We start from the raw sequence: 23,570 nt of genomic DNA on the forward strand, positions 1-23,570 counted from the left end.
AGCTGACAGTACAACGCAAAACGAAACTAGACCAAATGCCTGGTCAGTCGCAGCACGGCCTGATCGATCAGGTGCGTCGGAATCAAGCCCAGTCCAAACACCAGCCCATTCGGCGGCGCGGGAGCCAGCGCATATTGGCTCACCGGCTCGACGCGGATGCCCTCCCCTGCCGCTGCCGCGGCCACCTCCTCGGCCCGGTCCCCATCGCGCAGCAGCGCGGCGATATGCAGCCCGCCTTCGGCCGGAATCACCGACAAACTCCCCGCCAGATGCCGCTGCAAGGCCCCCATCAGGATCTGCTTGCGCTGGCTGTACACCTGCCGCATCTTGCGGATGTGGCGCGCAAGGTCGCCATCGTCGATGAACGCCGCGAGCGTATCCTGCGCCGCCACCGCACCGTGCCAGTCGCTGCGCTGCTTCGCGCCGACCAGCGCGGGACGCGCCCACGAAGGCGCGATCACATAACCCAGCCGCAGCCCCGGAAACAAACTCTTGGAAAACGTCCCGACATAAAACACCGAATCATCCCGGTCCAGGCTTTTCAACGCATCCAGCGGCTGCGACGAATGACTGAACTCACCATCGTAATCATCTTCGACAATCAAGCTGCCATGCTCGCGCGCGAACGCCAGCAAAGCCATGCGACGCCGCAGCGACATCACCTGCCCCATCGGGAACTGGTGCGACGGCGTCACGCAAATCAGCCGCGCATCGGCCGGAATGCGATCGACCACCATCCCCTCCGCATCGACCGGCACCGGCACCAGCACCGCGCCCGCGCTCTCCAGCGCCCAGCGCAACGGCGGATAGCCCGGATCCTCGATCGCCACCCTGGTTACACCCGGCTCGATGAAGATGCGCGCCAGCAGATCGAAGGCCTGCTGCGCGCCGGAAGTCACCAGCACATCGGCGCCACCGCAAGCCACGGCGCGCGCAAACGACACATGCTTGGCGATGGCGTTCCGCAGCGCCTCCCGCCCTTCCGGCGCCGCATACTCGGCAGGCTCGCGCTCCAATAGGCGCAGCGAGCGCGCATCCAGGCGCCGCCAGGTATCGAACGGGAACTGGCTGGTATCCGGCAGCCCCACCACAAAATCGTATTCGAACCGCGCCGCCGCCGACGGCCGCAATACGGCAGGCTCATTGCGCCAGCGCGGCAGCAGCAATGGCGTGCGATCGGCCGCCACGTGCGCCGCGCGAGGCGGATCGGCCAGATAGATATCGGACACGAACGTGCCGCCACCAGCCCGCGCCGCGACCAGCCCTTCGCTCAGCAGCAAGTCATACACCGCCATGGCGCAATTGCGAGACACGCCGCACTGCTCGGCCAACGTGCGCGAACCGGGCAAGCGCAAGCCGGCCGACAGCCTGCCGTCGACGATGGCGGCCCGCATCTGCTGGTGCATGGAACGCAGGATCTGCCGGGAGCCACGCTCCGGCAGCGCAAGGGTAATCGGAAGAACTGGCTCCATCTGGACCTGTAGTGGCTGAAAAAAACCGGTACGAAAAAGCCCCAACCGGCACCCTGAAGTTTGCCCGGACTGGCTCTGTTGTCCACCGCCCAGGCTTGCGACACTGTACACCTCTTAAATGCATCCACCAACACCATGCCAACAAGCCTGCACCGACTTTTAGCCAGCGCCGCGCTGCTGACAGCGACGGTACAAGCCCAAGCCGCCGGCGGCCCCACCCTGTACGGCACGATCACCGCCGGCCTGTCCTACATCGACCATATCGGCGCGAACAACGAGCACGTAACGCGCACCTCGAACAGCGAATGGGGCACAAGCCTGATCGGCATGCAGGTGGCCGAGCCCATCGCGCCCGGCCTGCAACTGCAAACCCGCCTGGAGAGCGGCTTCAACACCGCCACCGGCACCGTCGGCAGCGACGGCATGCTGTTCAGCCGCTACGCCACGCTGGGCGTGGAAAGCAAAACCTGGGGCAAGCTGGAAACCGGCCGCTCCATGGCCTACACCAACGACGTCTGGTACATCGATCCCATGGGCCTGAACTGGTCCAGCTCCGCCACGCTGACCAAAGGCCACAGCTGGAACGCGTGGAGCCACACCGTCGGCTATCGCAGCCCGGAGCGCGGCGGCCTGGCCATCGGCCTGCAAACCACCGTCGGCGAACGCGCGTGCCGCAGCACCGCCGGTGTGCTCAGCTACCAGCGAGGCGCCCTGGACGTCCGCGCGATCTACGACGAAACGCGCGACAACCAGGGCCACCTGTCCGGCCTGTTCGACGCCTCGCGCGAGTTGATCGTGGGCGCCCGCTACGAGCGCGGCGCCAACGCCTGGTTCGCCGCCTACAACATCGTACGCGCACCCGACGCCGCCGCCGGCGCCGACACCTCGATGCAGCACGTATGGGCAGGCGTCAACCGCAAGATCGGCAACCGCGACCTGCTCCGCCTAGGCGTCTACGGCGCGCGCACCAACGTCACCGACTCCCGCGCCCTGCTGCTGGCCGGTGGCTGGGAACACAGCTTCGCCCCGGCGCTCACGCTGTGGGCCACGGCCGCCGTGGTGCGCAACAGCCGCGACGCCGCGTTCCCGGTGGCGGCCTACTGGCAGGACTTGCCGGCGCCGGGCGCGACGCAACACACCGTCAACGGTGGCCTGATCTACACCTTCTGAATCCCCACCACTTTTTGAAAGGCTGAACCATGAAAACCGAACAAAACACGACACCAGGCTCCGAGTGGATCGTCGAGGGCGAAGGCAAATGGTCGCAACCCCTGCAATTCCTGCCCGGCGACAGCGGCTGGGTGGAGCTGATGCGCCTCTCGCCCGGCGTCAAACTGGGGCTGCACCGGCACACTGGCCATGTACACGCCTTCAATCTGCAAGGACACCGGCAATTGGGAACGGGCGAGCAGCTCGGCCCACACGCCTATGTGTACGAGCCGGTAGGGAACGTCGACTGGTGGCAGGCCACGGGCGACACGCCGCTGGTGGTCTTTGTGGTGGTCACCGGCGCGGTGGAGTACCTGGCGCAGGACGGCTCCGTGCTGCGCCGGATCACCACGCAAGACCGCAAGGACGACTATCTGCGCCACTGCGCCACACACGGACTGCCACCGGTCCTGCTGGACCAGGCCGAATGGCCGGCGCATTGACCGCGCGCCGCAGCCGGGGCGACGCTCAGGCCGGGAACGCGAAATCCATCGTCAACATGCAGCCGCGCCCCGGGGCATACTGGCCGATATCGAACCGCCCACCCAGCGATTCCACCCGCTGCGCCATACCGATCAAGCCGAAGGATTCGCTCTTGGCCCGGTGCTGCGGCGGGATGCCGACGCCATTGTCGCTGACGCTGAAGCGCAGCCGCCCGTCGCGCTGCTCCAGCCGCACGTCGACGCGGGTGGCGCTGGCGTGGCGCCGCACATTGCTCAGCGCCTCCTGCAGGCTGCGGAACAACACGATCTGCATGGCCGGCGCGATGGCCGCGCACACCGCGTCATCCGGCAGCGTCAGCGTGCAATCGAGCCCGCTGCGTTTGCGGAACTCGCCCACCTGCCACTCCAGCGCGGCCTGCAGGCCCAGATCCAGCACCGCCGGCCGCAGCTCGTTCATGATGCCGCGCACGCTGCTGATGGTGGTGTCCACATTCTCCAGCACCGCGTCCACGCGCTGGTGCAGGCGCGCATGGCGCTCGCTGGTACGTGCGGCCAGCATGGAGACATCGATGCGCAGCGCCATCAGGTTCTGTCCCAGCTCGTCGTGGATGTCGCGGGCGATGCGGGTGCGTTCGCTCTCCTTGACCGTCTCCAGGTGCTCCGCCAGCTTGCGCAGCTGCTCGCGCGATTCGTGCAGCGCGGCCTCGGTGCGCTTGCGCTCCACCACCTCCAGCATCAGCAGGCGATTGGCCTCGGTCAGTTCGGCGGTGCGCTCGGCCACCCGCGCATCGAGCTCGCGCGAGAGCTTGAGCAGTGCGGCCTCGGCCTGCTGGCGCGCCGTCACGTCGGAGAACACGCCGATGTAATGGCTGATGGTGCCGTCGTCGTCGCGCACCACCGTCAGCGACATCGAGGCCACGAAAGGCGTGCCTTCGCGCCGCCGGTTGTGCACCTCGCCCTGCCACCTGCCGTAGGTGCGCAGGCAGCGCATCGCCTCGGCGTGGTAGCCGGGCGGGTGGGCGCCGGGACGCCCCAGGAAGCGCGGATTGCGGCCCAGCGCCTCCTCCACCGCATAGCCGGTAAGCTTGGTGAAGGCGGGATTGACGAAGACGATGTTCTGCGCGGCGTCGCACACCAGCACCGCCTCGTCGATGCTGTCGAGGACCTGGAAGGCGCGCTTGCGCGCGTCTTCACGCACGTCCTCGGTGCCGATATCGGTCAGGATCATGCGGCAGATTCGCGCCGCCGGGTCCATATTGGCCTCGATGCGCACCTGCCGCAGCCCCTGGGACGCCGGCCGCGCGCGCCGGTCGAACAGCGGCACCTCCAGCACCGCGCGCCCGCCGCTGGCGAGCAAGTCGTGCAGGAAGGCGCGCAGCGTGACCTGCGCCTGCGGCGCCACGAACTGCTCGAAGCCGCGCCCCGGCAAATCGTCCAGCGCGCGCGCCAGCAGCACGGCGGCCGCTTGGTTGGCGCGTGTGATGCGGCCATCCGCGTCCAGCGACACGTAGCCGGCCGGCGCCTGGTCATACAGCTCGGCGTAGCTGTCGCGCCCAGCCTCGGCCTGGTCGCGCTCCGCCTGCAACTCGGCCAGCGCCATGTTCTGCATATCGAGCTCGATCTGGCTCACCTGCAGCTCGTGCCAGTGCTTGAGCTCATCGGCTCCCGCGCCGGCCGCCGGTGGCCGCACGTTGGGCAGCGCCTGCACCGTCAACTCGGCAATCTGGCGCAACTGCACTGGATCGAGTTCGGGACGCTGGCGCTTTTTCATGTTATTCGGAGCCTTTCTGCATGGACCTCAACTGCTGTTCAAGGAGCTTGGACTCGGTGATGTTGATGAAGGTGACCACCACGCCGTCGATCACGTTCTCCACCGTCCGGTAGGGCATGATGCGGACCGTGTACCAGCCGCCGCTGCGGGTCGGTATCTGCCGCTCGCAGAACACCAGCGTGCGCAGCACTTCCTGCGCATCATCCTGCAGGCCCGGATATTCCAGTTCGTTGACGATATCGCTCAGCGGGCGGTGCACGTCGCCAGGTATCAGCTTGAAGATCTGCGTGGTGCGGTCGGTGAAGCGGCGGATGCGCAGCGAACTGTCGAGGAAGATGGTGGCGACGTCGGTGCTGTTGAGCAGATTCTTCATGTCGCCGTTGACCAGCGACAGGTCGTCGACCTTCGATTGCAGCTCGGCGTTGACGGTGTACAGTTCCTCGTTGAGCGACTGCATTTCCTCCTTCGAGGTGGTCAGCTCCTCGTTGGTCGACTGCAGCTCTTCGTTGGTGGACTGCAGCTCCTCGTTGGCCGACTTGAGCTCCTCGCGCGACGCCTGCATCTCGTCGCGCACCGCCTGGATCTCCAGGCGCGCCTGCGCCAGTTGCTGCTCCAGTTCCAGCACCTGCGGATTGTTGGAACGGCTGCGGCGCTTCTCCGGCGGCAGCGGCACGGTGGCGAAGGTCACCATCAAGGTGCCCGCCAACGGCCCGGATTCGGGCAGGGCCTCGGCGGTCAGGTCGAGCGCCTCGGACGGCTTGCCGGCGCTGTCGCGCTGGATCAGGCCACGCAAGGCGATCATGCCCTCGCTCTGGGCGGCGCGCTTGAGCAGGTCGGCCAGCTCGTGCCGCAAGCCCTCGCGCGCCATGGCGTGGATGTTCCAGTTGGCCTTGCCGGCCGCAGGCTCCAGATAGGCGCCGGTGCGGCCGTGGATGTACAGGATGTCGCCGTGGGCGTTGAGCAGCACGGCGGCCGGCGCGTGCTTCTTGAGCAGCAGCTGCTCGACCTGGTTTTGTAGATTACCGTTCATGGATGGGTGATGGGGCTCGCTGGCTTGAGGGACCGACACGGTGCTGACGCGCGTCGGAAAATAATTGGCCACGCGATGAATGGAAGCGTCCAGGCGGCGGTAGATGCGGCCGGCGCCGGCCATCGGCACGAACAATTCGTTGAAATGGCCCGGCGTGTCCGCACTACCCAGCATCAGCATGCCGCCGGTCTTCAACGCATAGTGGAACAGCGGGATCAGCTGCTCCTGTAACTTCGCCGTAAAGTAGATCAGCAGGTTACGGCAGCACAGTATATCAAGCTTGGTGAATGGTGGATCGGAAATGATGTTCTGGCGGGCGAAGATAATGGTGTTGCGCACGTCCTTGCGGATGCGGTAGCCGCCCTTCTCGGCCGGCATGAAGTAACGCTGCAGCCGCTCGGCGGAGACGTCGTCCGCGATGCCGGCGCCGAACACGCCCTGACGCGCGCGGTGGATGGCATCATCATCGAGATCGGTGGCGAAGATTTGCAGCGTGTATTGCGCGGCCGGCCGCAGTTTTTCCAGCACCTCGTTGAAAGCGATCGCCAGCGAGTACGCTTCCTCGCCGGTCGAGCAGGCCGGCACCCAGGCCTTGAAGGCGGCGCCCTCCGGGTGCGCCTCCAGCAGCTGCGGCAGCGCCGTCGCGACCAGGTAATCCCAGACCTTGGGATCGCGGAAGAAGTTGGTCACGCCGATCAGCAGCTCCTTGAACAGCAGCTCGATCTCGGGTGGATTCTCGCGCAGACAGGCGACGTAGGCGGCCAGCGTCTCGCACTGGCGCAGCTTCATGCGGCGGTCGATGCGGCGCAACATGGTGCTGAGCTTATAGTCCGAAAAATTGGCGCCGGTCTGCTTGAGCAGCAGCTGGAACAGCTGCCGCAGCGCGTCGCGCTGGGTGTCGGCCTGCATCGGCGCGACGCCGTCATGGCTGCTCCACCATTCGCCCAGATGGGCCGCCATCTCGCCCGGCTGCGCCACGATGTCGACCACCCGGGCACCGATCGCGCTGGCCGGCATCGGATCGAAACGCGCCGAGGAAGGCAGCTGCGCCATCGTCAGGCCGCCGGCCTCGCGCACCGCGGTCAGGCCCGCCGTGCCGTCGGCCCCCATGCCGGAGAACACGATGGCCACCGCCCGCTCCCGGCTGCGCGCAGCCAGCGACCGGAAGAAGCTATCGATCGGAAAGCGGTGGCCGCGCACACCGGACGCCGGCAACACCGCGAAGTTATCGCCGTCGAAACTCAGGTCGCGGTTGGGCGGAATCACGTACACATGGTCTGCCTCGACCGGCATGCCATCCTCGGTCTCGTGCACCGGCATGCGGGTCACGCGCTGCAGCAGCTCCGGCAGCAGGGCCTTGTGCAGCGGGTCCAGGTGCTGGACGATAGCGTAGGCGAAGCCACTTGCAGGCGGCACGGCGGCAAGGAATTCGCAGATCGGATCGAGCCCGCCGGCGGAAGCGCCGATGCCCACCACCGGCACGGCGCCATTGGCTGGATTCACCGAGGCTTGTTCGATGGCGGGGACGGGCGTGACATGGGCGGTTTGTTTGGTCATCGTGGCATGGGCACCGCCGGAGGAGCCCTGCACCGGCGATATGGCGTCTCGGGAAAGTGGCATTTGTTTACATCTTGCCAGATGATTATACAAACACGCCACACAAAAACCAAGCGCGCACGCCCCGCCTTACAACAGTCTAATCGCTAGCAGCATGCCAGCCGCCGCCGAGCGACTGGATCAGCGCCACCGCCGTGGTCTGGCGGTCGGCCTGCGACTGCACCAGCGCGCGGCGCGCGGCCAACGCGGTGTTCTGCGCCGTCACCACGTCGCTGTAGCCAACCTGGCCGGCGCGGTAACGGTTGAGCATCTGCGCCTCGACCTGGTCGGCCGCCTCGGAGGCCGCCTTGCGCAGGTCCTGCTGCTGGGCCAGCGCGCGGGTCGCGGCCAGCTGGTTCTCCACGTCCGCGAACGCGGCCAGCACCGTCTGGCGGTACTGGGCGATGGCCGCGTCGCGCTGCGCCACCGCACCGCTGACGCGGGCCTTGGTGGCGCCGGCGTCGAACAGCGTCTGCGCCGCCGACAAGCCCAGCGACCACAGGTTGTTGGAGGCGTTGAACAAGCCGCCGGTGGAGCTGGAGCCGTAGCCGAAGGAGCCGGTCAGGTTCAGGCTGGGGAAGTAGGCGCTGCGGGCCACGCCGATCTGCTCGTTGGCGGCGGCCACGCGGCGCTCGGCGGCGGCGATGTCCGGACGGCGCTGCAACAGCGTCGACGGCACACCGGTAGGCACATCGGGCACCACCACCTTCCACGGCGCCGGCGGCAGGCTGAAATCGCTGGCGGCCTTGCCCAGCAGGACCGCGATCGCATGCTCCAATGTGGCGCGCTGGCGCGCCAGCGTCACCTGGTCAATGCGGGCGTTGGCCAGCTGCGTTTGCGCCTGCAGCAGGTCCGACTTGGCGGCGATGCCGGCGTCGAAGCGGTTCTGCGTGATCTGCAGCACGCGTTCATAACCTTCGGTGGTGGCGTCCAGCAGCGCTTTCTGCGCGTCGGTCTGGCGCAGCGAGAAGTAGTTGGTGGCCAGCTCGCCCTGCGCCGACAGGCGCGCGGCCGCCAGTTCGGCGGCGCTGGCCTGCATGCTGGCGTTGGCGTTGTTGGCGCCGGCGCGCAGCTTGCCCCACACGTCCGGCTCCCAGCTGGCGCCGATGTTGGCGCGGTACTGGTTGGCGGTCGGCGTGTTGCCGCCTCCGCCGGAGCGGTTGGCGCTGCCGTTCAGCGTGGCGGTCGGGAACAACGAGGCGCGCTGCTGCTCCACCAGCGCCCTCGCCTGCGCGTAGTTGGCGACGGCGGCGGCGACGTTCTGGTTCGAGACCTCGATGCTGTCGGCCATCTGGTTCAGCAGCGGATCGCCGAACAGCTGCCACCACGGGCCGCGTTCCAGCATGTCGGCCGGCGCGGCGGCGGTCCAGCCGGCGGCCACTTTCTCTGCCTCGCTGGCGGTTTCCTTGTAGGCCGCCGGCTGCGGCGTGGACGGCAGCTGGTAGGCCGGGCCGACCGCGCAGCCGCTGGCCAGCAAGACGGCCAGCGCGATCAATGAATAACGGAGGGTTGGTGCGGTTTTGTTCATGGTGTACCCGGCGCTTCGCTGTGGATGCGGCTTAAATGTTGTTCGGACGGGCTGCGGCGGCGCAGCTTGTCCATCAGGATGTAGACCACCGGTGTGGTCAGCAGCGTCAATACCTGGCTGGCGATCAAGCCGCCGATGATGGCCACGCCCAAAGGCTGGCGCAGCTCGGAGCCTTCGCCGAAGCCGATCGCCAGCGGCAGCGCGCCCAGCGCGGCGGCCAGTGTGGTCATCAGGATCGGGCGGAAGCGCAGCAGGCAGGCCTCGCGCACCGCCTGCACCGGCGTCAGGCCGCGCGAGCGCTCCGCCTCCAGCGCGAAGTCGATGATCAGGATCGCGTTCTTCTTGACGATACCGATCAGCAGGAAGATGCCGATCAGCGAGATGGTCGAGAACTCCATCTTGAAGATCAGCAGCGCCAGCACCGCGCCCACGCCCGCCGATGGCAAGGTGGTCAGCACGGTGACCGGATGCACCAGGCTTTCATACAGGATGCCCAGCACGATGTAGATCACCACGATGGCGGCCAGGATCAGCAGCGGCAGCGACTTGTTGCTGTCCTGCGCGGCCTTGGCCGAACCCTGGAAGCTGCCGCGCACGTTGTTCGGCATGCCGATTTCCGCTTCGGCCGCCTTGATCTGCTCCGCCGCGTCGGACAGACTGGTGCCCGGCTGCAGGTTGAAGGCGATGGTGGTCGCCAGCTCGCCGTCCTGGTGGTTGATCGACGTCGGCGCCGAGCTTTCGGCAAAGGTCGCCAGCGCCGACAGCGGCACCATGGTGGTGGCCTTGGTGCTCAACGCGGAACCGGACGACGCATCCTTGACCGCTGGCGCGGCGACGTTGGCCGGCGTGGCGCTGGCCGTGCTGGTGCTGCTGGTGCCGCCCGTGCCGCTCGCGCCGGCAGCGCCGCCCGGGCTGGCGCCCGTCGCGGCCACCGTCAGCGCCACCGGCGCGCCATTGGGATTGCTGGCGCTCGGCGCCGGCAGGCCCTTCGACGGCACGTGCACGTCGTTCAGCGCCGCAGGGCTTTTGGCAAACTCGCGCGGCACTTCCATGATCACGTGATACTGGTTCAACTCACCGTAGATGGTCGCCACCTGGCGCTGGCCAAAGCTGTCGTACAAGGCGTTGTCCACATCGCGCGCCGACAGGCCGAGGCGCGAGGCGCTGTTCTTGTCGATGGTGACGAAGGTCTCGACACCATTGTCCGCCTGGTCGGTATCGACATCGGTCAGCGCCTTCTGGCCCTTCATCGCATCGGCGAGACGGCTGGCCCACTTCTTCAAATCGGCCTGGTTGTCGCTCTTGAGCGTGTACTGGTAGTTGGAGTTGGCCTGCCGCCCACCGGCCCGCAGATCCTGCACGGGACTCAGGAACAGGCTCACGCCCGTCACCCTGGCCAGCTTGGGACGCAGCCGCGCGATCACCGCCTGCCCCGCCACCGTGCGCTGGTTGGCCGGCTTCAGGTTGATGAACATGAAGCCACCGCCGGCGCGCCGGCCGCCGGTAAAGCCCACCACCGTGGCGACATCGGGATCGTCCTTGATGATGTTGACCAGCTGGCGCAGCTTGCCCTGCATGGCCTGGAACGAGATGCTCTGGTCGGCGCGTATGCCGCCGTTGATCTGCCCCGTGTCCTGCTGCGGGAAGCCGCCCTTCGGTATCGCAGCGAACAGGTAGAAATTCAGTCCGATCACGAACACAAGGCTCAGCATCACCAGCCACACGCTGGACAGCGCCCAATCCAGGCTATGCTCGTAACCCTTGAGGATGAAATCGAAACCGCGCTCGAAGAACCGGGCGACAGGACCCGGCGGCTTGGCGTGCGTGTGGCCGGGCTTGAGCAGCCAGGCGCACATCATCGGCGTGGTGGTCAGCGAGACCACCAGCGAAATCATCACCGCCGCCGACAGCGTGACCGCGAATTCCTTGAACAGCGCGCCGAACTGGCCGCCCATGAACAGCAGCGGAATGAACACGGCGATCAGCGAAAGGCTGATCGACAGCACAGTGAAGCCCACCTCGCGCGCGCCCAGCAGCGCCGCCTCGAAGCGGTCCATGCCGGCCTCGATATGGCGGGTGGTATTTTCCAGCACCACGATGGCGTCATCGACCACGAAGCCGGTGGCCACCGTGAGCGCCATCAGCGACAGGTTGTTCAGGCTGAAGCCCAGCAGGTACATGGCGCCGAAGGTGCCCAGCAGCGAAACGACGGTCGCCACCGCCGGCACGATGGTGGCGCGCACGCTGCGCAGGAAGGCGCTCACCACCAGCACCACCAGCAGGATCGAAATGATCAGCGTGATCTCGATCTCGTGCAGCGACGAGCGGATCGAATTGGTGCTGTCGCTGGCGACGTCGATCTTGACGTCGGACGGCAACTGCGCCTGCAACTGCGGCAGCTGCGCGCGCACGCTGTTGACGGTCTCGATGACGTTGGCGCCGGCCTGCGAACGCAGGATGACGATGATCGCCGGCTTGCCGTTGAACAGGCCAAGGTTGTTGTTGTCCTCGACGCCGTCGACTACCTGCGCCACATCCTGCAGGCGGATCGCGCTGTCGTTGCGCCAGCCGACCACCAGGTTGCGGTAGTCGGCGGCGGAACGCCCGCCGCTGGCGTGGGCCGACTCGGTATAGATCTGCAGGCGGCGGCCGTTGCCCTGCAAGGCGCCGCGCGGACGGTTGGCGTTGGTGGCCTGGATGGCGGCGCGCACGTCCTCCGCCGACACGCCGTAGCGGTTCAGCGCATACGGATTGAGTTCGACGCGCACCGCCGGCAGCGAGCTGCCGCCCAGTTCCACGTCGCCCACGCCGGTCACCTGCGACAGGCGTTGCAGCACGGTGTTGGAGACGGCGTCGAAGATCTGGCCCGGCGTGCGGGTTTCCGATGTCAGCGCCAGGATCATCACCGGGATGCCGGAGGTATTGGCCTTGCGGTAGGTCGGATTGCTGCGCAGCGAGGCCGGCAGGTCGACGCGGCTGGCGTTGATGGCCGCCTGCACCTCGCGCGCGACCGAGTCCACGTTGCGGTTCAAGTCGAACTGCAAGGTCACGCTGGAGGAGCCGGTGTTCGATTGCGACGTCATCTCGTTGACGCCGGCGATCACGCCCAGATGGCGCTCCAGCGGTGTGGAGACGCTGCTTGCCATGGTGGCGGGGCTGGCGCCCGGCAGGTTGGCGTTGACCGAGATGACCGGGAAATCCACCTGCGGCAGCGGCGCCACCGGCAGCACGAAGAACGCGCCGATGCCGGCCAGCGCCAGGCCGCACGTCAGCAGGACGGTGGCGATCGGACGCTTGACGAAGGGCGACGACAGGTTCACAGCGCACCACCTTCAACAGAAGCCGGCGGCTGCGCGGGCTTGCCGCGGCCGAAGCGGCGCGCCAGGCTGTCGAAGCCGAGGTAGATCACCGGCGTGGTGAACAGCGTCAGCATCTGGCTGACGATCAAGCCCCCGAAGATGGCCAGGCCCAGCGGACGACGCAGCTCGGCGCCCTCGCCCCAGCCCAGCATCAGCGGCACGGCGGCGAACAGCGCTGCCAGGGTCGTCATCAGGATGGGACGGAAGCGCAGCAGCGCGGCCTGGTGGATCGCTTCGCGCGGCGGCTTGCCCTCCTCCCGCTCCGCCTCGATGGCGAAGTCGATCATCATGATGGCGTTCTTCTTGACGATACCGATCAAGAGAATGATGCCGATGATGCCGATCACGCCCAGGTCCTGGCCGCTGACCAGCAGCGCCAGCAAGGCGCCCACGCCGGCCGACGGCAGCGTCGACAAAATCGTCAGCGGGTGGATATAGCTTTCATATAGCACGCCCAGAACGATGTAGACGCAGATCACGGCGGCCAGGATCAGCCACAGTTGGTTCGACAGCGAGTTCTGATAGGCGCCGGACGCGCCAAGGAAGGTCAGCGTGACCGAGGCAGGGAACTTGATCTCGGCGGCGGCCTGCTTGATGGAGTCCACCGCCGTGCCGAGCGAAACGCCGGGCGCCGTGTCGAAGCCCAGCGTGGTGGCCGGGTACTGCGCCACGTGCGTCACCTGCAGCGGCGCGGCGCGTTCGCTGATGGAGGCCACCGCCGACAGCGGCGTGGCCTTGCCGGAGCCGGTGCGGATCTGCAGGTTGCCCAGGTCGGCCGGGGTGGTGATGTCGTCGCGGCGCGCTTCCAGGATCACGCGGTACTGGTTGGTCTCGGTGAAGATGGTCGAGACGATGCGCTGGCCGAAGGCGCTGTACAAGGCGTCGTCGATGGAGGCGGCGGTGATCGACATGCGCGAGGCGCTGTCGCGGTCCACGCTAACGTAGGCCGCGTTGGCGCTGGCGCCGACGTCCGACACCACGTTGCGCAGTTCATGTTTGGTGCGCATCTGCTCCGCCAGTTTGGTCGCCCACTGGTTGACGGTGGCGTTGTCCGCGCCTTCGATCGACACGCGGAACTGGGTCGGACCGGATTCGGCGTCGATGGTCAGGTCCTGGGTCGGTTGCAGGTACAGCGTCAGGCCGGGAATCTGCGACACGCGCTGGCGCAGGCGATCCATGGTCGCCTGCTGGCTGCCGGTGCGCTGGTGCTTCAGGTTGATCAGCATGCTGCCCGTATGGAGCATGGTGTTGTTGGCGGCATCCACGCCGACCACGGAGCTGAGCGTGCCGACATCGGGATCTTCCAGAATCAGGCGCGCGGCCTGCTGCTGCAGGTCCGCCATCTTGGCATACGAAACCGCCTTGCCGGTTTCCAGGCGCGCTTGCAGCTGGCCGGTGTCCTGGGTCGGGAACAAGCCTTTCGGAATCACCACGTACAACAGCACCGTCAGCGCCAGCGTGCCCAAGGCCACCAGCAGCGTCAGGCCGGCGTGGTTCAGCACCCAGGTCAGCGAACGGTCGTAGTGGTTGATCACCCAGTCGAAGAACTGCTGGAAGCGGTGTGCGAAGCGGCCCGGCTTCTCTTCGGCGTGGCTCTTGAGCCAGCGCGCCGACATCATCGGCACCAGCGTCAGCGACACCACGGCGGAAATCAAAATGGTGATCGCCAGCGAGATCGCGAACTCGCGGAACAGGCGGCCCACCACGTCGCCCATGAACAGCAGCGGAATCAGCACGGCGATCAGCGACACCGTCAGCGAGATGATGGTGAAGCCGATCTGCTTGGCGCCCTTGAGCGCGGCGGCCATCGGCGTTTCGCCTTCCTCGATGTAGCGGGCGATGTTCTCGATCATGACGATCGCGTCGTCGACCACGAAGCCGGTGGCGATGGTCAGCGCCATCAGCGACAGGTTGTTCAGGCTATAGCCGAGCAGGTACATCACGCCGCAGGTGCCGATCAGCGAAATCGGCACCGACAGGCTGGCGATCACGGTGGCGCGCAGGCTATGCAGGAAGGCGAAGATCACCAGCACCACCAGCACCACGGCCAGCAGCAACTCGGTCTCCACGTGTTCGACCGAGGCGCGGATGCCGGTGGTGCGGTCGCTCAGCACTTCGACCTTCATCGCGCCCGGCAGGCCGGCTTGCAGCTCCGGCAGGCGCGCCTTGATGGCGTCGACCGTCGCGATGACGTTGGCGCCGGGCTGCCGCTGCACGTTGAGGATGATGGCTTTCTTGTTGCCGGACCAGGCGCCCAGTTCGACGTTTTCGGCGCTGTCCTTGACGGTGGCCACGTCGGCCAGGCGCACCGGGGCGCCGTTCTTGTAGGCCAGGATCAGGTCCTTGTAATCCTTGGCCGTCACCAGCTGGTCGTTGGCGTTGATGCTGTAGGCGCGGGTCGGGCCGTCGAAGCTGCCCTTGGCGCCGTTGGCGTTGGCGGCGGTGATCGCGGTGCGCAGCGTGTCCAGGCCAAGGCCGTAGGACGCCAGCGCGTTGGTGTCCGCCTGGATGCGCACGGCGGGACGCTGGCCGCCGCTCAGCGTGACCAGGCCGACGCCGGACACCTGGCTGATCTTCAGCGCCAGGCGGGTGTTGACCACGTTCTGCACCTCGGTCAGCGGCATCGTGTCCGAGGTGATGGCCAAGGTCAGCACCGGCGCGTCGGCCGGGTTGACCTTGGCGTAGACCGGCGGCGCCGGCAGGTCGGTCGGCAGCAGCGAGGCGCCGGCGTTGATCGCGGCCTGCACCTCCTGCTCGGCCACGTCCAGCGTCTGGCCAAGGCCGAACTGCAGCGTGATGATGGAAACGCCGGCGGCGCTGGTGGAGCTCATGCGCTGCAGGCCGGCCATCTGGCCGAACTGGCGCTCCAGCGGCGCGGTCACGGTCTGGCCCATCACTTCGGGACTGCCGCCGGGGTACAGCGTCTGCACCTGGATGGTGGGAAAGTCCACCTGCGGCAGCGCGGACAGCGGCAGGAACTTGAAGCCGACGATGCCCGCCAGGACGATCGCCAGCATCAGCAGCGATGTCGCTACCGGCCGCTGGATGAAGGGTGCTGATGGACTCATTGTTGTGCCGCGCCCTGTTCTTTACGATGATGACGACGCTCGCCTTCCGCCGGAGCGGAGGCCGCACCTGCGGAAGCCGCGCCGTCACGACGGCCCTTGCCTTCGCCCGGCAGCGTGACCCTGGCGCCCTCCTTCAGGCGATCGCCGCCCTCGGTGATCACCTGCTCGCCCAGCTGCAGGCCGCTGGCGATCTGCACCTTGTCGACCGTCGCCTGGCCGCGCGTGACCGGGCGAATGGTGACCGTCTTGTCGGCCTTCAGCACATAAACGAAATCGCCGTTGGCGCCATGGCGCACCGCCGTCACCGGCACCATCACCGCATCCTTGATCGTGCGCAGTTCCAGCCGCACGTTGACGAACTGGCTCGGGAACAACGTCGACTTGGCGTTGGCGAAGCGCGCCTTGGCCTTCACGGTACCGGTCTGCACATCGACCTGGTTGTCCATGGCCGAGAATTTGCCGTTGTCCAGCGCATTGGTGCGCGTGCGGTCCAGCGCGATGGCAGGCATCTGCGCGCCGCCGTTCGCCTGCTGCATCACCATCGGCACGCTATCCTGCGGGATCGAGAACTCGACATCGATAGGCGACAGCTGGGTAATCACCGCAATGCCGTTGGCATCGCCGGAACCCACCAGGTTGCCGATATCGACCACGCGCAGGCCCACGCGGCCGGTGATCGGCGCGATCACCTTGGTGTAGCCCAGATTCAGCTTGGCCGTGCCTTCCTGCGCACGATCGGTCATCACCGTGCCTTCCAGCTGCTTGACCAATGCGGACTGCGTATCCACATCCTGGCGCGCGATCGAGTCCTGGCCCAGCAGCGTGCGATAGCGGTTCAAGGTGAGCTTGGCGTTTTCCAGCTGCGCCTCGTCGCGCTGGCGTTGGCCGGAAGCCTGCAGCAGCGCCATCTCGAACTGGCGCGGATCGATCTGCGCCAGCACCTGTCCGGCCTTGACCATCTGGCCTTCCTTGAACAGCACCTGCTGCAGGATGCCCGACACTTGCGGGCGCACCGTTGTGGTGGCCGCCGCGGTAACCGTGCCTAGCGCCTCCAGCGTGACCGGGATGTCCGCCTTCTCGGCGGTCGCAACGCCCACCGTGGTGGCCGGGCCGCCGCGACGGCCGCCGCCTGGACCACCGGGACCGCCAGGGCCGCCGGGACCAGGACCGCCCGCGCCCGGCGCTCCAGGCGCACCGGTGCTGGGCGGCTGATGCGTCAGGTACCACGCCAGTCCGCCCAGCCCCGCCATGGCGGCGACGGCGATCACGCTGCCGACCACCTTGGAACGGCGGCTGCGCTGCGGTGGAACGGCGGTCTGATTCGGCTTGGTCGGTGTATCCATCTTTGTCCTTTTTAGGCGTGCGTGTCCATGGCAAACCCACCATGGCGATCAATGCGTGGACTCTAGCACAGGCACCCCGCCGCTGTAAGTCACTCGCCCCCCACGGTTACAAACTCGCTACAAATCAAGGACTTTGCAGGCTTTGCGTTAATCCCGCTTTACATATCTTTACCAACGCGACATCGCCGCTTCACGCGGGCCGTGCACACTGGCCTCGTTGTCTCCCACATCAACCAAACGAGGATAGAACATGAGTATCTTTAACCGCCAAACCATCGCCGCATTCCTGCTGGGTTCCACACTGGTCGTCGGAGTCGGCGCATTCGCTGTCGAGCGCCACATGGGCGGGCCGCACGCCGCCATCGACGCCAGCGCCCATATGGACCGCATGCTCAAGCACCTGTACGTCGAAGTCGACGCCACCGATGCGCAGAAGGCCAGGATCGAGCCGCTGGTGAAAGCCGCCATGGCCGACATCAAGCCGATGCACGAGCAGCTGCACCAGATCCACCAGCAGGTGATGCAGCAGATGTCCGCAGCCGCCATCGACCGCGCCGCGCTTGAAACCACCCGCGCACAAGGCGTGGCGCTGGCCGACCAGGCATCCAAGCGGCTGGTGCAGCTGCTGGCGGACGTAGGTGATACCCTTACGCCGGCGCAGCGCCAGAAGCTGGCGGACCACCTGGGCCAGATGCACGAACGCCACGGGCACCACGGCTAAGCCGTCCCAAGCCGCCTTGTGAAGCCGGTCGCCTGTCCGTAGAATGGTCCGCGTGAACCTCAACCATGAACCCCATGCCTGACCATATCCTGCTGGTCGAAGACGACCCCCGCCTGGCCGAGATGCTCACCGAGTATCTGAGCCAGGCGGCTTTCCGCGTCACGCACGCCCCCAATGGCCGCGCGGCGCTGGAGTACATCGCGGCCGGCGACGTCGACGCCGTGATTCTTGACCTGATGCTGCCCGATATGGACGGCCTCGATGTCTGCCGCCAGCTGCGCGCAGTATCCGACATTCCCGTGCTGATGCTGACCGCGCGCGGCGACGCCATCGACCGCATCATCGGCCTGGAAATCGGCGCCGACGATTACCTGCCCAAGCCATTCGAGCCGCGCGAGCTGCTGGCCCGCGTGCGCGCCATCCTGCGCCGCCGCGTCGAGCACCGCCACCAGCCGGACAACACACCGCAACACACCGCCGAGTTCCTGCGCTTCGGCCGGCTGGAGATCGACCCGGCCGCCCACGCCGCGCGGCTGGACGGCGTTCCCTGCGAGCTGACCTCCTACCAGTTCGACCTGCTGCTGGTGCTAGCCCGCCACGCCGGCCGCGTGCTCTCGCGCGACAGCCTGATGGAACTGCTCAAGGGCGAAGCCATGGAAGCCTTCGACCGCTCGATCGACGTCCACATGTCGCGCATCCGCGCCGCCGTCGAGGACGATCCCAAGAAGCCGCGCCGCATCATCACCGTGCGCGGCGCGGGCTACCTGTTCGCCAAGGTGCAGGACTGATGGCCGGGCCGCGCTTCAGCTGGGGCCTGCCGCGCCTTTACTTCCGCTTCTACGTGGCCCTGCTGGTCAGCCTGTTGCTGTTTGCGCTGGCCGTGGTGATGGTGTGGAACCGCAGCGGCGGCCCGCTGGAGCGCTCCAACGCCACGCTGGCGATGGTGATCCAGAACGCGCTGGCGCCGGCCGACGCGCCGCCGGCCGCGCAGCAGGCCGCGCTGGAGCACATGGCCGCCGGCCTCGGTGCGCGCATGACGCTCTACAGCCGCAACTGGGAACCGCTGGCCGTGATCGGCGCGCCCATCCCCGGCCACCGCTGGCGCCAACACGAGATGGGCGGCCCGCCGCCGGAATCCTATGTGCGGCTGCCGGACGGCCGCCGCCTGCTGTCCAGCGAGCCGCTGGGCTTCACGCGGCCCAAGGCCATGCTGCACAACGCCCTGCTGCTGCTCGCGCTGGCCATCGGCATCGCCGCCTTCCCGCTGGTGCGGCGCCTGACCAAGCGCCTGGAGCGCCTGCAGCAAGGCGTGGAATCGCTGGGCGCCGGCGACCTGACGGCGCGCGTGCCGGTCGAGGGCAAGGACGAAATCGCGCGGCTGGCGCAGAGCTTCAACCGCGCCGCCGACCAGATCGAACAGCTGGTGGGCGCGCACAAGACGCTGCTGGCCAACGCCTCGCACGAGCTGCGCACGCCACTGGCGCGCATCCGCCTGGCGCTGGAGCTGATCAAGGACGGCGTCGATCCGAAGCGCCGCGCCGGCCTGGAACAGGACATCGCCGAATTGAACGACCTGCTGGACGAGATCCTGCTGGCCAGCCGCCTGGGCGCCACGCACGACAACGCGGAGCTGGAGGAACTGGACCTGCTGGCGCTGGCCGCGGAAGAATGCGCGCGCTACGACGACGCGGTGCTCAACGGCGCCTCCGCCGTGATGCAAGGCGATCCCCGCCTGCTGCGCCGGCTGCTGCGCAACCTGTTGGAGAACGCCCGCCGCCACGGCGTGCCGCCGGCGCACGTCACCGTCGCCTGCGACGAACGCAAGGCCACATTGGCGGTCTGGGACAGTGGCCCGGGGATACCGGAAGAGGAATTCGAACGGGTATTCGAACCGTTCTACCGCCGTCGCGGCACGCGCGACAACAGCGGCGCGGGCCTCGGCCTGGCACTGGTGCGCCAGATCGCCCGCCGCCACGGCGGCGAGGCCCGCTGCGTGCGCATGCCCGATGGCCGCGGCAGTTTCGAGATTACGCTGCCGTTAGCGGCAACGCCAAAATGATGTCGTCGTAATCGGTGTCGCCGACGCGGAAGGTGCGCTGGCCGATGCGATGGAAACCACAACGCTGGTAGAACGCCAGCGCATCGTCGTTGCCCGCGTAGACGCCCAGCAGCACGCGGCCCGCGCCGCGCATGCGCGCCTCAGCCACCGCCGCCTCCATCAAACGCTTGCCGACGCGCTGTCCGTGAAAACGGTGCAGCAGGTAGATGCGCTTGATTTCCAGGTCGTCCGCATGCGGATCGGCCACCGGCAGCTTGGCCGGCGCCAGCACCAGGTAGCCTATCGGCGCCCTGCCCGGCATGGCCTCGGCCAGCCAGATGCGCATGTCGCCGTCATCCAGCCAGTCGCGATAGACGGATGCCGCGTGCTGGCGCTCGCAATGGGCGATGATGTCGCCGCCATCGAGGATGCCGGCAAACGCCTCCAGGAAGCTGGCCTTGCCCACCGCGGACAAGGCCTCCTCGTCGCCGCGCACTGCGGTGCGGATGGCGATTTCGCCGCTCATATCAGGGCGATTCGCACAGGCAGTGCGTGATCGCGGTGAACGGCTTGTGCGCCGTCGTGATCTCCGACAGCCAACCCAGGTCGTTGACGATGCCGGTGGCCGCGTTGGGCGGCAGGCCGGTGCTGGCGGCCACGCCCAGCTTGAGCTCCGCGCCGACGGCCTGCGCCACCGACTGTGCCACAGATTGGGCAACCGCATGCGCCGCCGAGCCGCCCACCATCTCGATCAGGCGATCGAACTTGCTGGTTTCGCGCTCGATGTAGACCACGCGGTAGTCGGCCAGCTTGGCGCGCTTGGCGGCCGATTTCAGCGCGTCGCCGTAGCCGCCCAGCGTGTCGACCAGGCCGCGCTCCTTGGCCTCCGCGCCGGTCCATACGCGGCCCTGCGCCACGGCGTCGATCTTCTCCGGCGTGGTCTTGCGGGCCTTGGCCGCGCGGCCGGTGAACTCGGCGTAGACGTGATTGATGCTGCCCTGGATGACCTGGCCGAAGCGCGGGTCCAGCGGACGCAGTGGATTGCCGGCGTCGCCCAGCCAGGTGGTCGGCTGGCCGGCGGTGTGGATGCCCAGCTTGTCGATCACCTTGTCGGCGGTCGGCAGGATGGCGAACACGCCGATCGAGCCGGTGATGGTGGTCGGCTCGGCGATCACCTCGTCGGACGCCATCGAGATCCAGTAACCACCGGACGCGGCGACGTTACCCATCGAGACCACCACCGGCTTGCCGGCGGCGCGGGTCAGTTCCAGCTCGCGGCGGATCAGCTCCGAGGCGAAGGCGCTGCCGCCAGGCGAATCGACGCGCAGCACCACGGCCTTGATATGGTCGTCCTCGCGCGCGGCGCGTATCAGCTTGGAGGTCGAATCGCCACCGATGGCGCCGGGACCGGTGCTGCCGTCGCTGATCTCGCCCTGCGCCACGATCACGCCGATGGCGTCGCCGGTCAGCTTGGTGTGCACGCGGGCCAGGTAGTCGTCAAAGCTGATCTGGCGGAAGCTCTTGCCTTCGGCGTCGAGGGCGCCGCGCTTGACCATCATCTCGCGCACCTCATCCTTGGTCTTCAGGCCGTCGACCCACTTGGCCGACAGGCTCACCTTCGCCAGGTCGCCGTTGACAGCGGCCACCTGGGCCGGCAGGTCGTTGATGGTCTTCATGACCTGGCCTTCCGGCAGCTTGCGCGCCTTCTCGACGTCGCCGGTGTAGGAAGCCCATAGCGCGTTGTTCAGGTAGGCCTCCGCCTCGACCGCGGCCGGCGAAGGGCCGTTGGCGATATACGGTTCGCCGAAGCTCTTGTAGGTGCCCACGCGCAGCAGGTTGACCGTCACGCCCAGCTTGTCGAGCGCGTCGCGGTAGTAGTTGCGATAACGGCCGAAGCCTTCCAGCAGCACCATGCCCATCGGGTGCAGATACACCTCGCTGGCATGCGCGGCCAGCAGGTACTGGCGCTGGTCGTAGCTGGAACCCCAGGCCACCACCGGCTTGCCGGACGCCTTGAAGCGGTCGATGCCGGCCGCCACTTCGCGCAGCATGGCCTGGCCGCCGCCCTCCATCTCGTCGGTCAGCAGCACGGCGCCGGTGATCTCGGGATCCTTGGCGGCCGTCTCCAGCACGGACAGCACGTCGCGCAGCTGCATCATCTTGTGGTTCTCGCCGCCGCGCACGCTGGTCAGCAGCGCGTCGCGCGCGTTGCCGCTGGACTGTTCGACCAGCTGGCCCCTCAGGTTCAGCACCAGCGTGGTCTTGGGCGCCAGCGGCTTGGCGCCGCCGAAGAAGATCGCGTACCCCAGCACGACCAGCACAAACAGGAACAACACGTTCAGCACCGTGCGGCGGCCGGTATCCAGCGCCCGCCAGAAAAAGGCGAATCCGCTGCGGAGGTAGGAAAACGGGGATCTGCTCATTAATACTCCAGTTGATTACGTGTTACAAGAATGATACTGCATGCCAACGTTACTGTCGCGGTTTAGAAATCAGCAGCAGCCCGGCAAACACCAGCAATCCGTTCATGATAAGCAGCTCCAGGCCCAAACGGTAGCTGCCAAAGAGCAATTTCTGATTGGAATCAATGACGTAGCACAACACAGGGCCGGCCAGCGCCACCAGCGGTACCCAGCGGTCGCGCACGGCGCGGCGGGTCAGGATGCCGAAGGCGAACAGGCCTAGCAACGGACCATAGGTATAGCCGGTCAGCTTCAACACAAGGCCGATCATGCTGGCGTTGTCCACCCATTTGAACAGCAGCACCAAGAGCAGGAACAGCGCGCAGAACGCCAGGTGGACGTGGTGGCGCAGGCGCACCTTGGCCGCCTCCGGCAGGTCGGCGCGGCGCTGCATGCCGAGGATGTCGATGCAGAAGGACGAGGTCAGCGCGGTCATGGCGCCATCCGCGCTGGGGAACAGCGCCGACACCAGCCCGATGAAGAAGACCAGCTGCACGGCGGCCGGCATGTGCTGCATCACCACGGCGGGGAACAGCTTGTCGCCGGCCGCCGCCAGGCCCACCGTGGGCGCGTACAGGTGCAGCAGGCCGCCGAGGAACATGAACAGCAACAGCACGCAGGTCAGCACCACGGTCAACAGCAGCATGTTCTTCTGCGAATCGCGCAGCGTCTGGACCGAGATATTCTTCTGCATGATCTCCTGGTCCATGCCGGTCATCGCCAGCACGATGAAGAAGCCGGCCAGCACCTGCTTCCAGAAATAGGCGGGACTGTCGACCGAGGTGGTGACCACATGCGTCAGGCCGCGCGCGTCCATCGCGGCCAGGCTGTCGGGCAGGCTCAGGTGCATCTGCCCCAGCAGCCAGCCGGCGCACACCGCCAGCCCCAGCAGCATGCCGGCGGTCTGCAGCATGTCGGTCCAGACGATGGTCTTGACGCCGCCCTGGTAGGTGTACATCAGGATCATGGCCAGGATGGCCAGCGTGGTCAGCCAGAACGGCACGCCCAGGCTGTCGAGGATGGCCGCCTGCAGGATGTTCACCACCAGGTACAGCCGCGCCGACGCGCTCAGGGTGCGCGACAGGATGAAGAAGGCGGCGCCGCTCTGCCAGGAGCGCGGGCCCAGCCGCTGCTCGAGATAGGTGTAGATCGAGGTTAGTTTCAGACGGTAGTACAGAGGCAGCAGGATATAGGCTACCGCGATGTAGCCCAGCACGTAGCCCAGTATCACTTGCACGTAACCAAAGCCGTCGCGGCCGATGGCGCCGGGCACGCTGACGAAGGTGACGCCGCTCAGCGTGGTGCCCACCATGCCGAACGCGACCAGCATCCAGTTGCTGCGCTTGTTACCGATGAAGAAGCTTTCGTTGGTGGCGTTGCGGGAGGTGCGCCAGGCTACCAGCAGCAGCAAGCAGAAATAGGCGAAGACCAGGCAAAACAGGGAAACAGCAGACATGAGGGGAAATCCAGCGGCAAGTGGTTCAATTCGCCGCCAATATACACCGGCCGCGCCCACTGCGCGGCCGGTCC

Annotated in this window: 15 protein-coding genes; 5 read left to right on the top strand and 10 right to left on the bottom strand. The window is 67.0% G+C overall.

All coding sequences use genetic code 11. The annotated features are described in order from the left end of the window. Positions 1-26 precede the first annotated feature (26 nt). Positions 27-1,472 carry a MocR-like pyridoxine biosynthesis transcription factor PdxR gene (pdxR, locus tag GTP90_RS03385; protein ID WP_161082171.1) on the bottom strand — a complete coding sequence of 482 codons (1,446 nt, stop codon included), beginning with the start codon at positions 1,470-1,472 and terminating at the stop codon, positions 27-29. A 135-nt stretch (positions 1,473-1,607) separates the two neighbouring features. On the opposite strand from pdxR, the gene GTP90_RS03390 reads away from it, so the two are divergent. Continuing rightward, positions 1,608-2,642: a porin gene (locus tag GTP90_RS03390; RefSeq protein WP_161082172.1), complete on the top strand. Its 1,035-nt coding sequence runs from the start codon at positions 1,608-1,610 to the stop codon at positions 2,640-2,642. Positions 2,643-2,671: 29 nt separating this feature from the next. Then, entirely contained in the window at positions 2,672-3,124 is a 453-nt protein-coding gene (locus GTP90_RS03395) for a cupin domain-containing protein (RefSeq protein WP_161082173.1), read from the top strand. A 25-nt stretch (positions 3,125-3,149) separates the two neighbouring features. Here the strand turns inward: GTP90_RS03395 and GTP90_RS03400 are convergent, their stop codons facing one another. From GTP90_RS03400 to GTP90_RS03425, 6 genes are all read right to left on the bottom strand, one after another. Continuing rightward, entirely contained in the window at positions 3,150-4,895 is a 1,746-nt protein-coding gene (locus tag GTP90_RS03400) for a sensor histidine kinase (protein WP_161082174.1), read from the bottom strand. A gap of 1 nt (position 4,896) precedes the next feature. After that, positions 4,897-7,545, bottom strand: coding sequence for a chemotaxis protein CheB (locus tag GTP90_RS03405; protein ID WP_254451710.1), 2,649 nt, complete (start codon positions 7,543-7,545; stop codon positions 4,897-4,899). 76 nt (positions 7,546-7,621) lie between these two features. Next, entirely contained in the window at positions 7,622-9,049 is a 1,428-nt protein-coding gene (locus GTP90_RS03410; protein ID WP_161082175.1) for an efflux transporter outer membrane subunit, read from the bottom strand. Beyond that, a complete protein-coding gene (locus GTP90_RS03415; protein ID WP_161082176.1) occupies positions 9,046-12,369 on the bottom strand; it encodes an efflux RND transporter permease subunit in 3,324 nt (1,107 codons plus the stop codon). The genes GTP90_RS03410 and GTP90_RS03415 overlap by 4 nt, the downstream gene beginning before the upstream one ends. After that, positions 12,366-15,476 (bottom strand): efflux RND transporter permease subunit, encoded by a 3,111-nt coding sequence (locus tag GTP90_RS03420; RefSeq protein WP_161082177.1) that lies wholly within the window; start codon positions 15,474-15,476, stop codon positions 12,366-12,368. The genes GTP90_RS03415 and GTP90_RS03420 overlap by 4 nt, the downstream gene beginning before the upstream one ends. Continuing rightward, positions 15,473-16,819, bottom strand: coding sequence for an efflux RND transporter periplasmic adaptor subunit (locus tag GTP90_RS03425; RefSeq protein ID WP_161082178.1), 1,347 nt, complete (start codon positions 16,817-16,819; stop codon positions 15,473-15,475). Before GTP90_RS03425 ends, GTP90_RS03420 begins: the two co-directional genes overlap by 4 nt. Positions 16,820-17,069: 250 nt before the next feature. Here GTP90_RS03425 and GTP90_RS03430 point away from each other — a divergent pair, with 250 nt between their 5' ends. The 3 genes from GTP90_RS03430 to GTP90_RS03440 all read left to right on the top strand — a co-directional run bounded on the left by GTP90_RS03430 (position 17,070) and on the right by GTP90_RS03440 (position 19,599). Beyond that, the gene (locus tag GTP90_RS03430) at positions 17,070-17,540 is read left to right on the top strand and encodes a Spy/CpxP family protein refolding chaperone (protein ID WP_161082179.1); all 471 of its coding nucleotides are present in this window, start codon (positions 17,070-17,072) and stop codon (positions 17,538-17,540) included. A 65-nt stretch (positions 17,541-17,605) separates the two neighbouring features. After that, positions 17,606-18,328, top strand: coding sequence for a response regulator (locus GTP90_RS03435; protein WP_161082180.1), 723 nt, complete (start codon positions 17,606-17,608; stop codon positions 18,326-18,328). Beyond that, the gene (locus tag GTP90_RS03440) at positions 18,328-19,599 is read left to right on the top strand and encodes a sensor histidine kinase (protein WP_161082181.1); all 1,272 of its coding nucleotides are present in this window, start codon (positions 18,328-18,330) and stop codon (positions 19,597-19,599) included. The genes GTP90_RS03435 and GTP90_RS03440 overlap by 1 nt, the downstream gene beginning before the upstream one ends. On the opposite strand, the gene GTP90_RS03445 is transcribed toward GTP90_RS03440, so the two are convergent. The 3 genes from GTP90_RS03445 to GTP90_RS03455 are packed head-to-tail and all read right to left on the bottom strand — an operon-like array spanning position 19,568 to position 23,496. Continuing rightward, positions 19,568-20,104: a GNAT family N-acetyltransferase gene (locus GTP90_RS03445; RefSeq protein ID WP_161082182.1), complete on the bottom strand. Its 537-nt coding sequence runs from the start codon at positions 20,102-20,104 to the stop codon at positions 19,568-19,570. The two genes, GTP90_RS03440 and GTP90_RS03445, sit on opposite strands and share 32 nt — an antisense overlap. A 1-nt stretch (position 20,105) precedes the next feature. Next, positions 20,106-22,001, bottom strand: coding sequence for a signal peptide peptidase SppA (gene sppA, locus GTP90_RS03450; protein ID WP_161082183.1), 1,896 nt, complete (start codon positions 21,999-22,001; stop codon positions 20,106-20,108). A 49-nt stretch (positions 22,002-22,050) separates the two neighbouring features. Next, on the bottom strand, positions 22,051-23,496 hold the full coding sequence (locus GTP90_RS03455; RefSeq protein ID WP_161082184.1) for a sodium:solute symporter: 1,446 nt from the start codon (positions 23,494-23,496) through the stop codon (positions 22,051-22,053). Positions 23,497-23,570: the final 74 nt, after the last annotated feature.

It is taken from the genome of Duganella vulcania (assembly GCF_009857655.1).
Taxonomy (GTDB): Bacteria; Pseudomonadota; Gammaproteobacteria; order Burkholderiales; family Burkholderiaceae_D; genus Rugamonas; species Rugamonas vulcania.

What these genes read in the sequence shown, in the direction of transcription:
- pdxR (WP_161082171.1), bottom strand. Translation starts at nt 1,472, where the DNA reads ATGGAGCCAGTTCTTCCGATTACCCTTGCGCTGCCGGAGCGTGGCTCC.
- GTP90_RS03390 (WP_161082172.1), top strand. Translation starts at nt 1,608, where the DNA reads ATGCCAACAAGCCTGCACCGACTTTTAGCCAGCGCCGCGCTGCTGACA.
- GTP90_RS03395 (WP_161082173.1), top strand. Translation starts at nt 2,672, where the DNA reads ATGAAAACCGAACAAAACACGACACCAGGCTCCGAGTGGATCGTCGAG.
- GTP90_RS03400 (WP_161082174.1), bottom strand. Translation starts at nt 4,895, where the DNA reads ATGAAAAAGCGCCAGCGTCCCGAACTCGATCCAGTGCAGTTGCGCCAG.
- GTP90_RS03405 (WP_254451710.1), bottom strand. Translation starts at nt 7,545, where the DNA reads ATGCCACTTTCCCGAGACGCCATATCGCCGGTGCAGGGCTCCTCCGGC.
- GTP90_RS03410 (WP_161082175.1), bottom strand. Translation starts at nt 9,049, where the DNA reads ATGAACAAAACCGCACCAACCCTCCGTTATTCATTGATCGCGCTGGCC.
- GTP90_RS03420 (WP_161082177.1), bottom strand. Translation starts at nt 15,476, where the DNA reads ATGAGTCCATCAGCACCCTTCATCCAGCGGCCGGTAGCGACATCGCTG.
- GTP90_RS03425 (WP_161082178.1), bottom strand. Translation starts at nt 16,819, where the DNA reads ATGGATACACCGACCAAGCCGAATCAGACCGCCGTTCCACCGCAGCGC.
- GTP90_RS03430 (WP_161082179.1), top strand. Translation starts at nt 17,070, where the DNA reads ATGAGTATCTTTAACCGCCAAACCATCGCCGCATTCCTGCTGGGTTCC.
- GTP90_RS03435 (WP_161082180.1), top strand. Translation starts at nt 17,606, where the DNA reads ATGAACCCCATGCCTGACCATATCCTGCTGGTCGAAGACGACCCCCGC.
- GTP90_RS03440 (WP_161082181.1), top strand. Translation starts at nt 18,328, where the DNA reads ATGGCCGGGCCGCGCTTCAGCTGGGGCCTGCCGCGCCTTTACTTCCGC.
- GTP90_RS03445 (WP_161082182.1), bottom strand. Translation starts at nt 20,104, where the DNA reads ATGAGCGGCGAAATCGCCATCCGCACCGCAGTGCGCGGCGACGAGGAG.
- sppA (WP_161082183.1), bottom strand. Translation starts at nt 22,001, where the DNA reads ATGAGCAGATCCCCGTTTTCCTACCTCCGCAGCGGATTCGCCTTTTTC.
- GTP90_RS03455 (WP_161082184.1), bottom strand. Translation starts at nt 23,496, where the DNA reads ATGTCTGCTGTTTCCCTGTTTTGCCTGGTCTTCGCCTATTTCTGCTTG.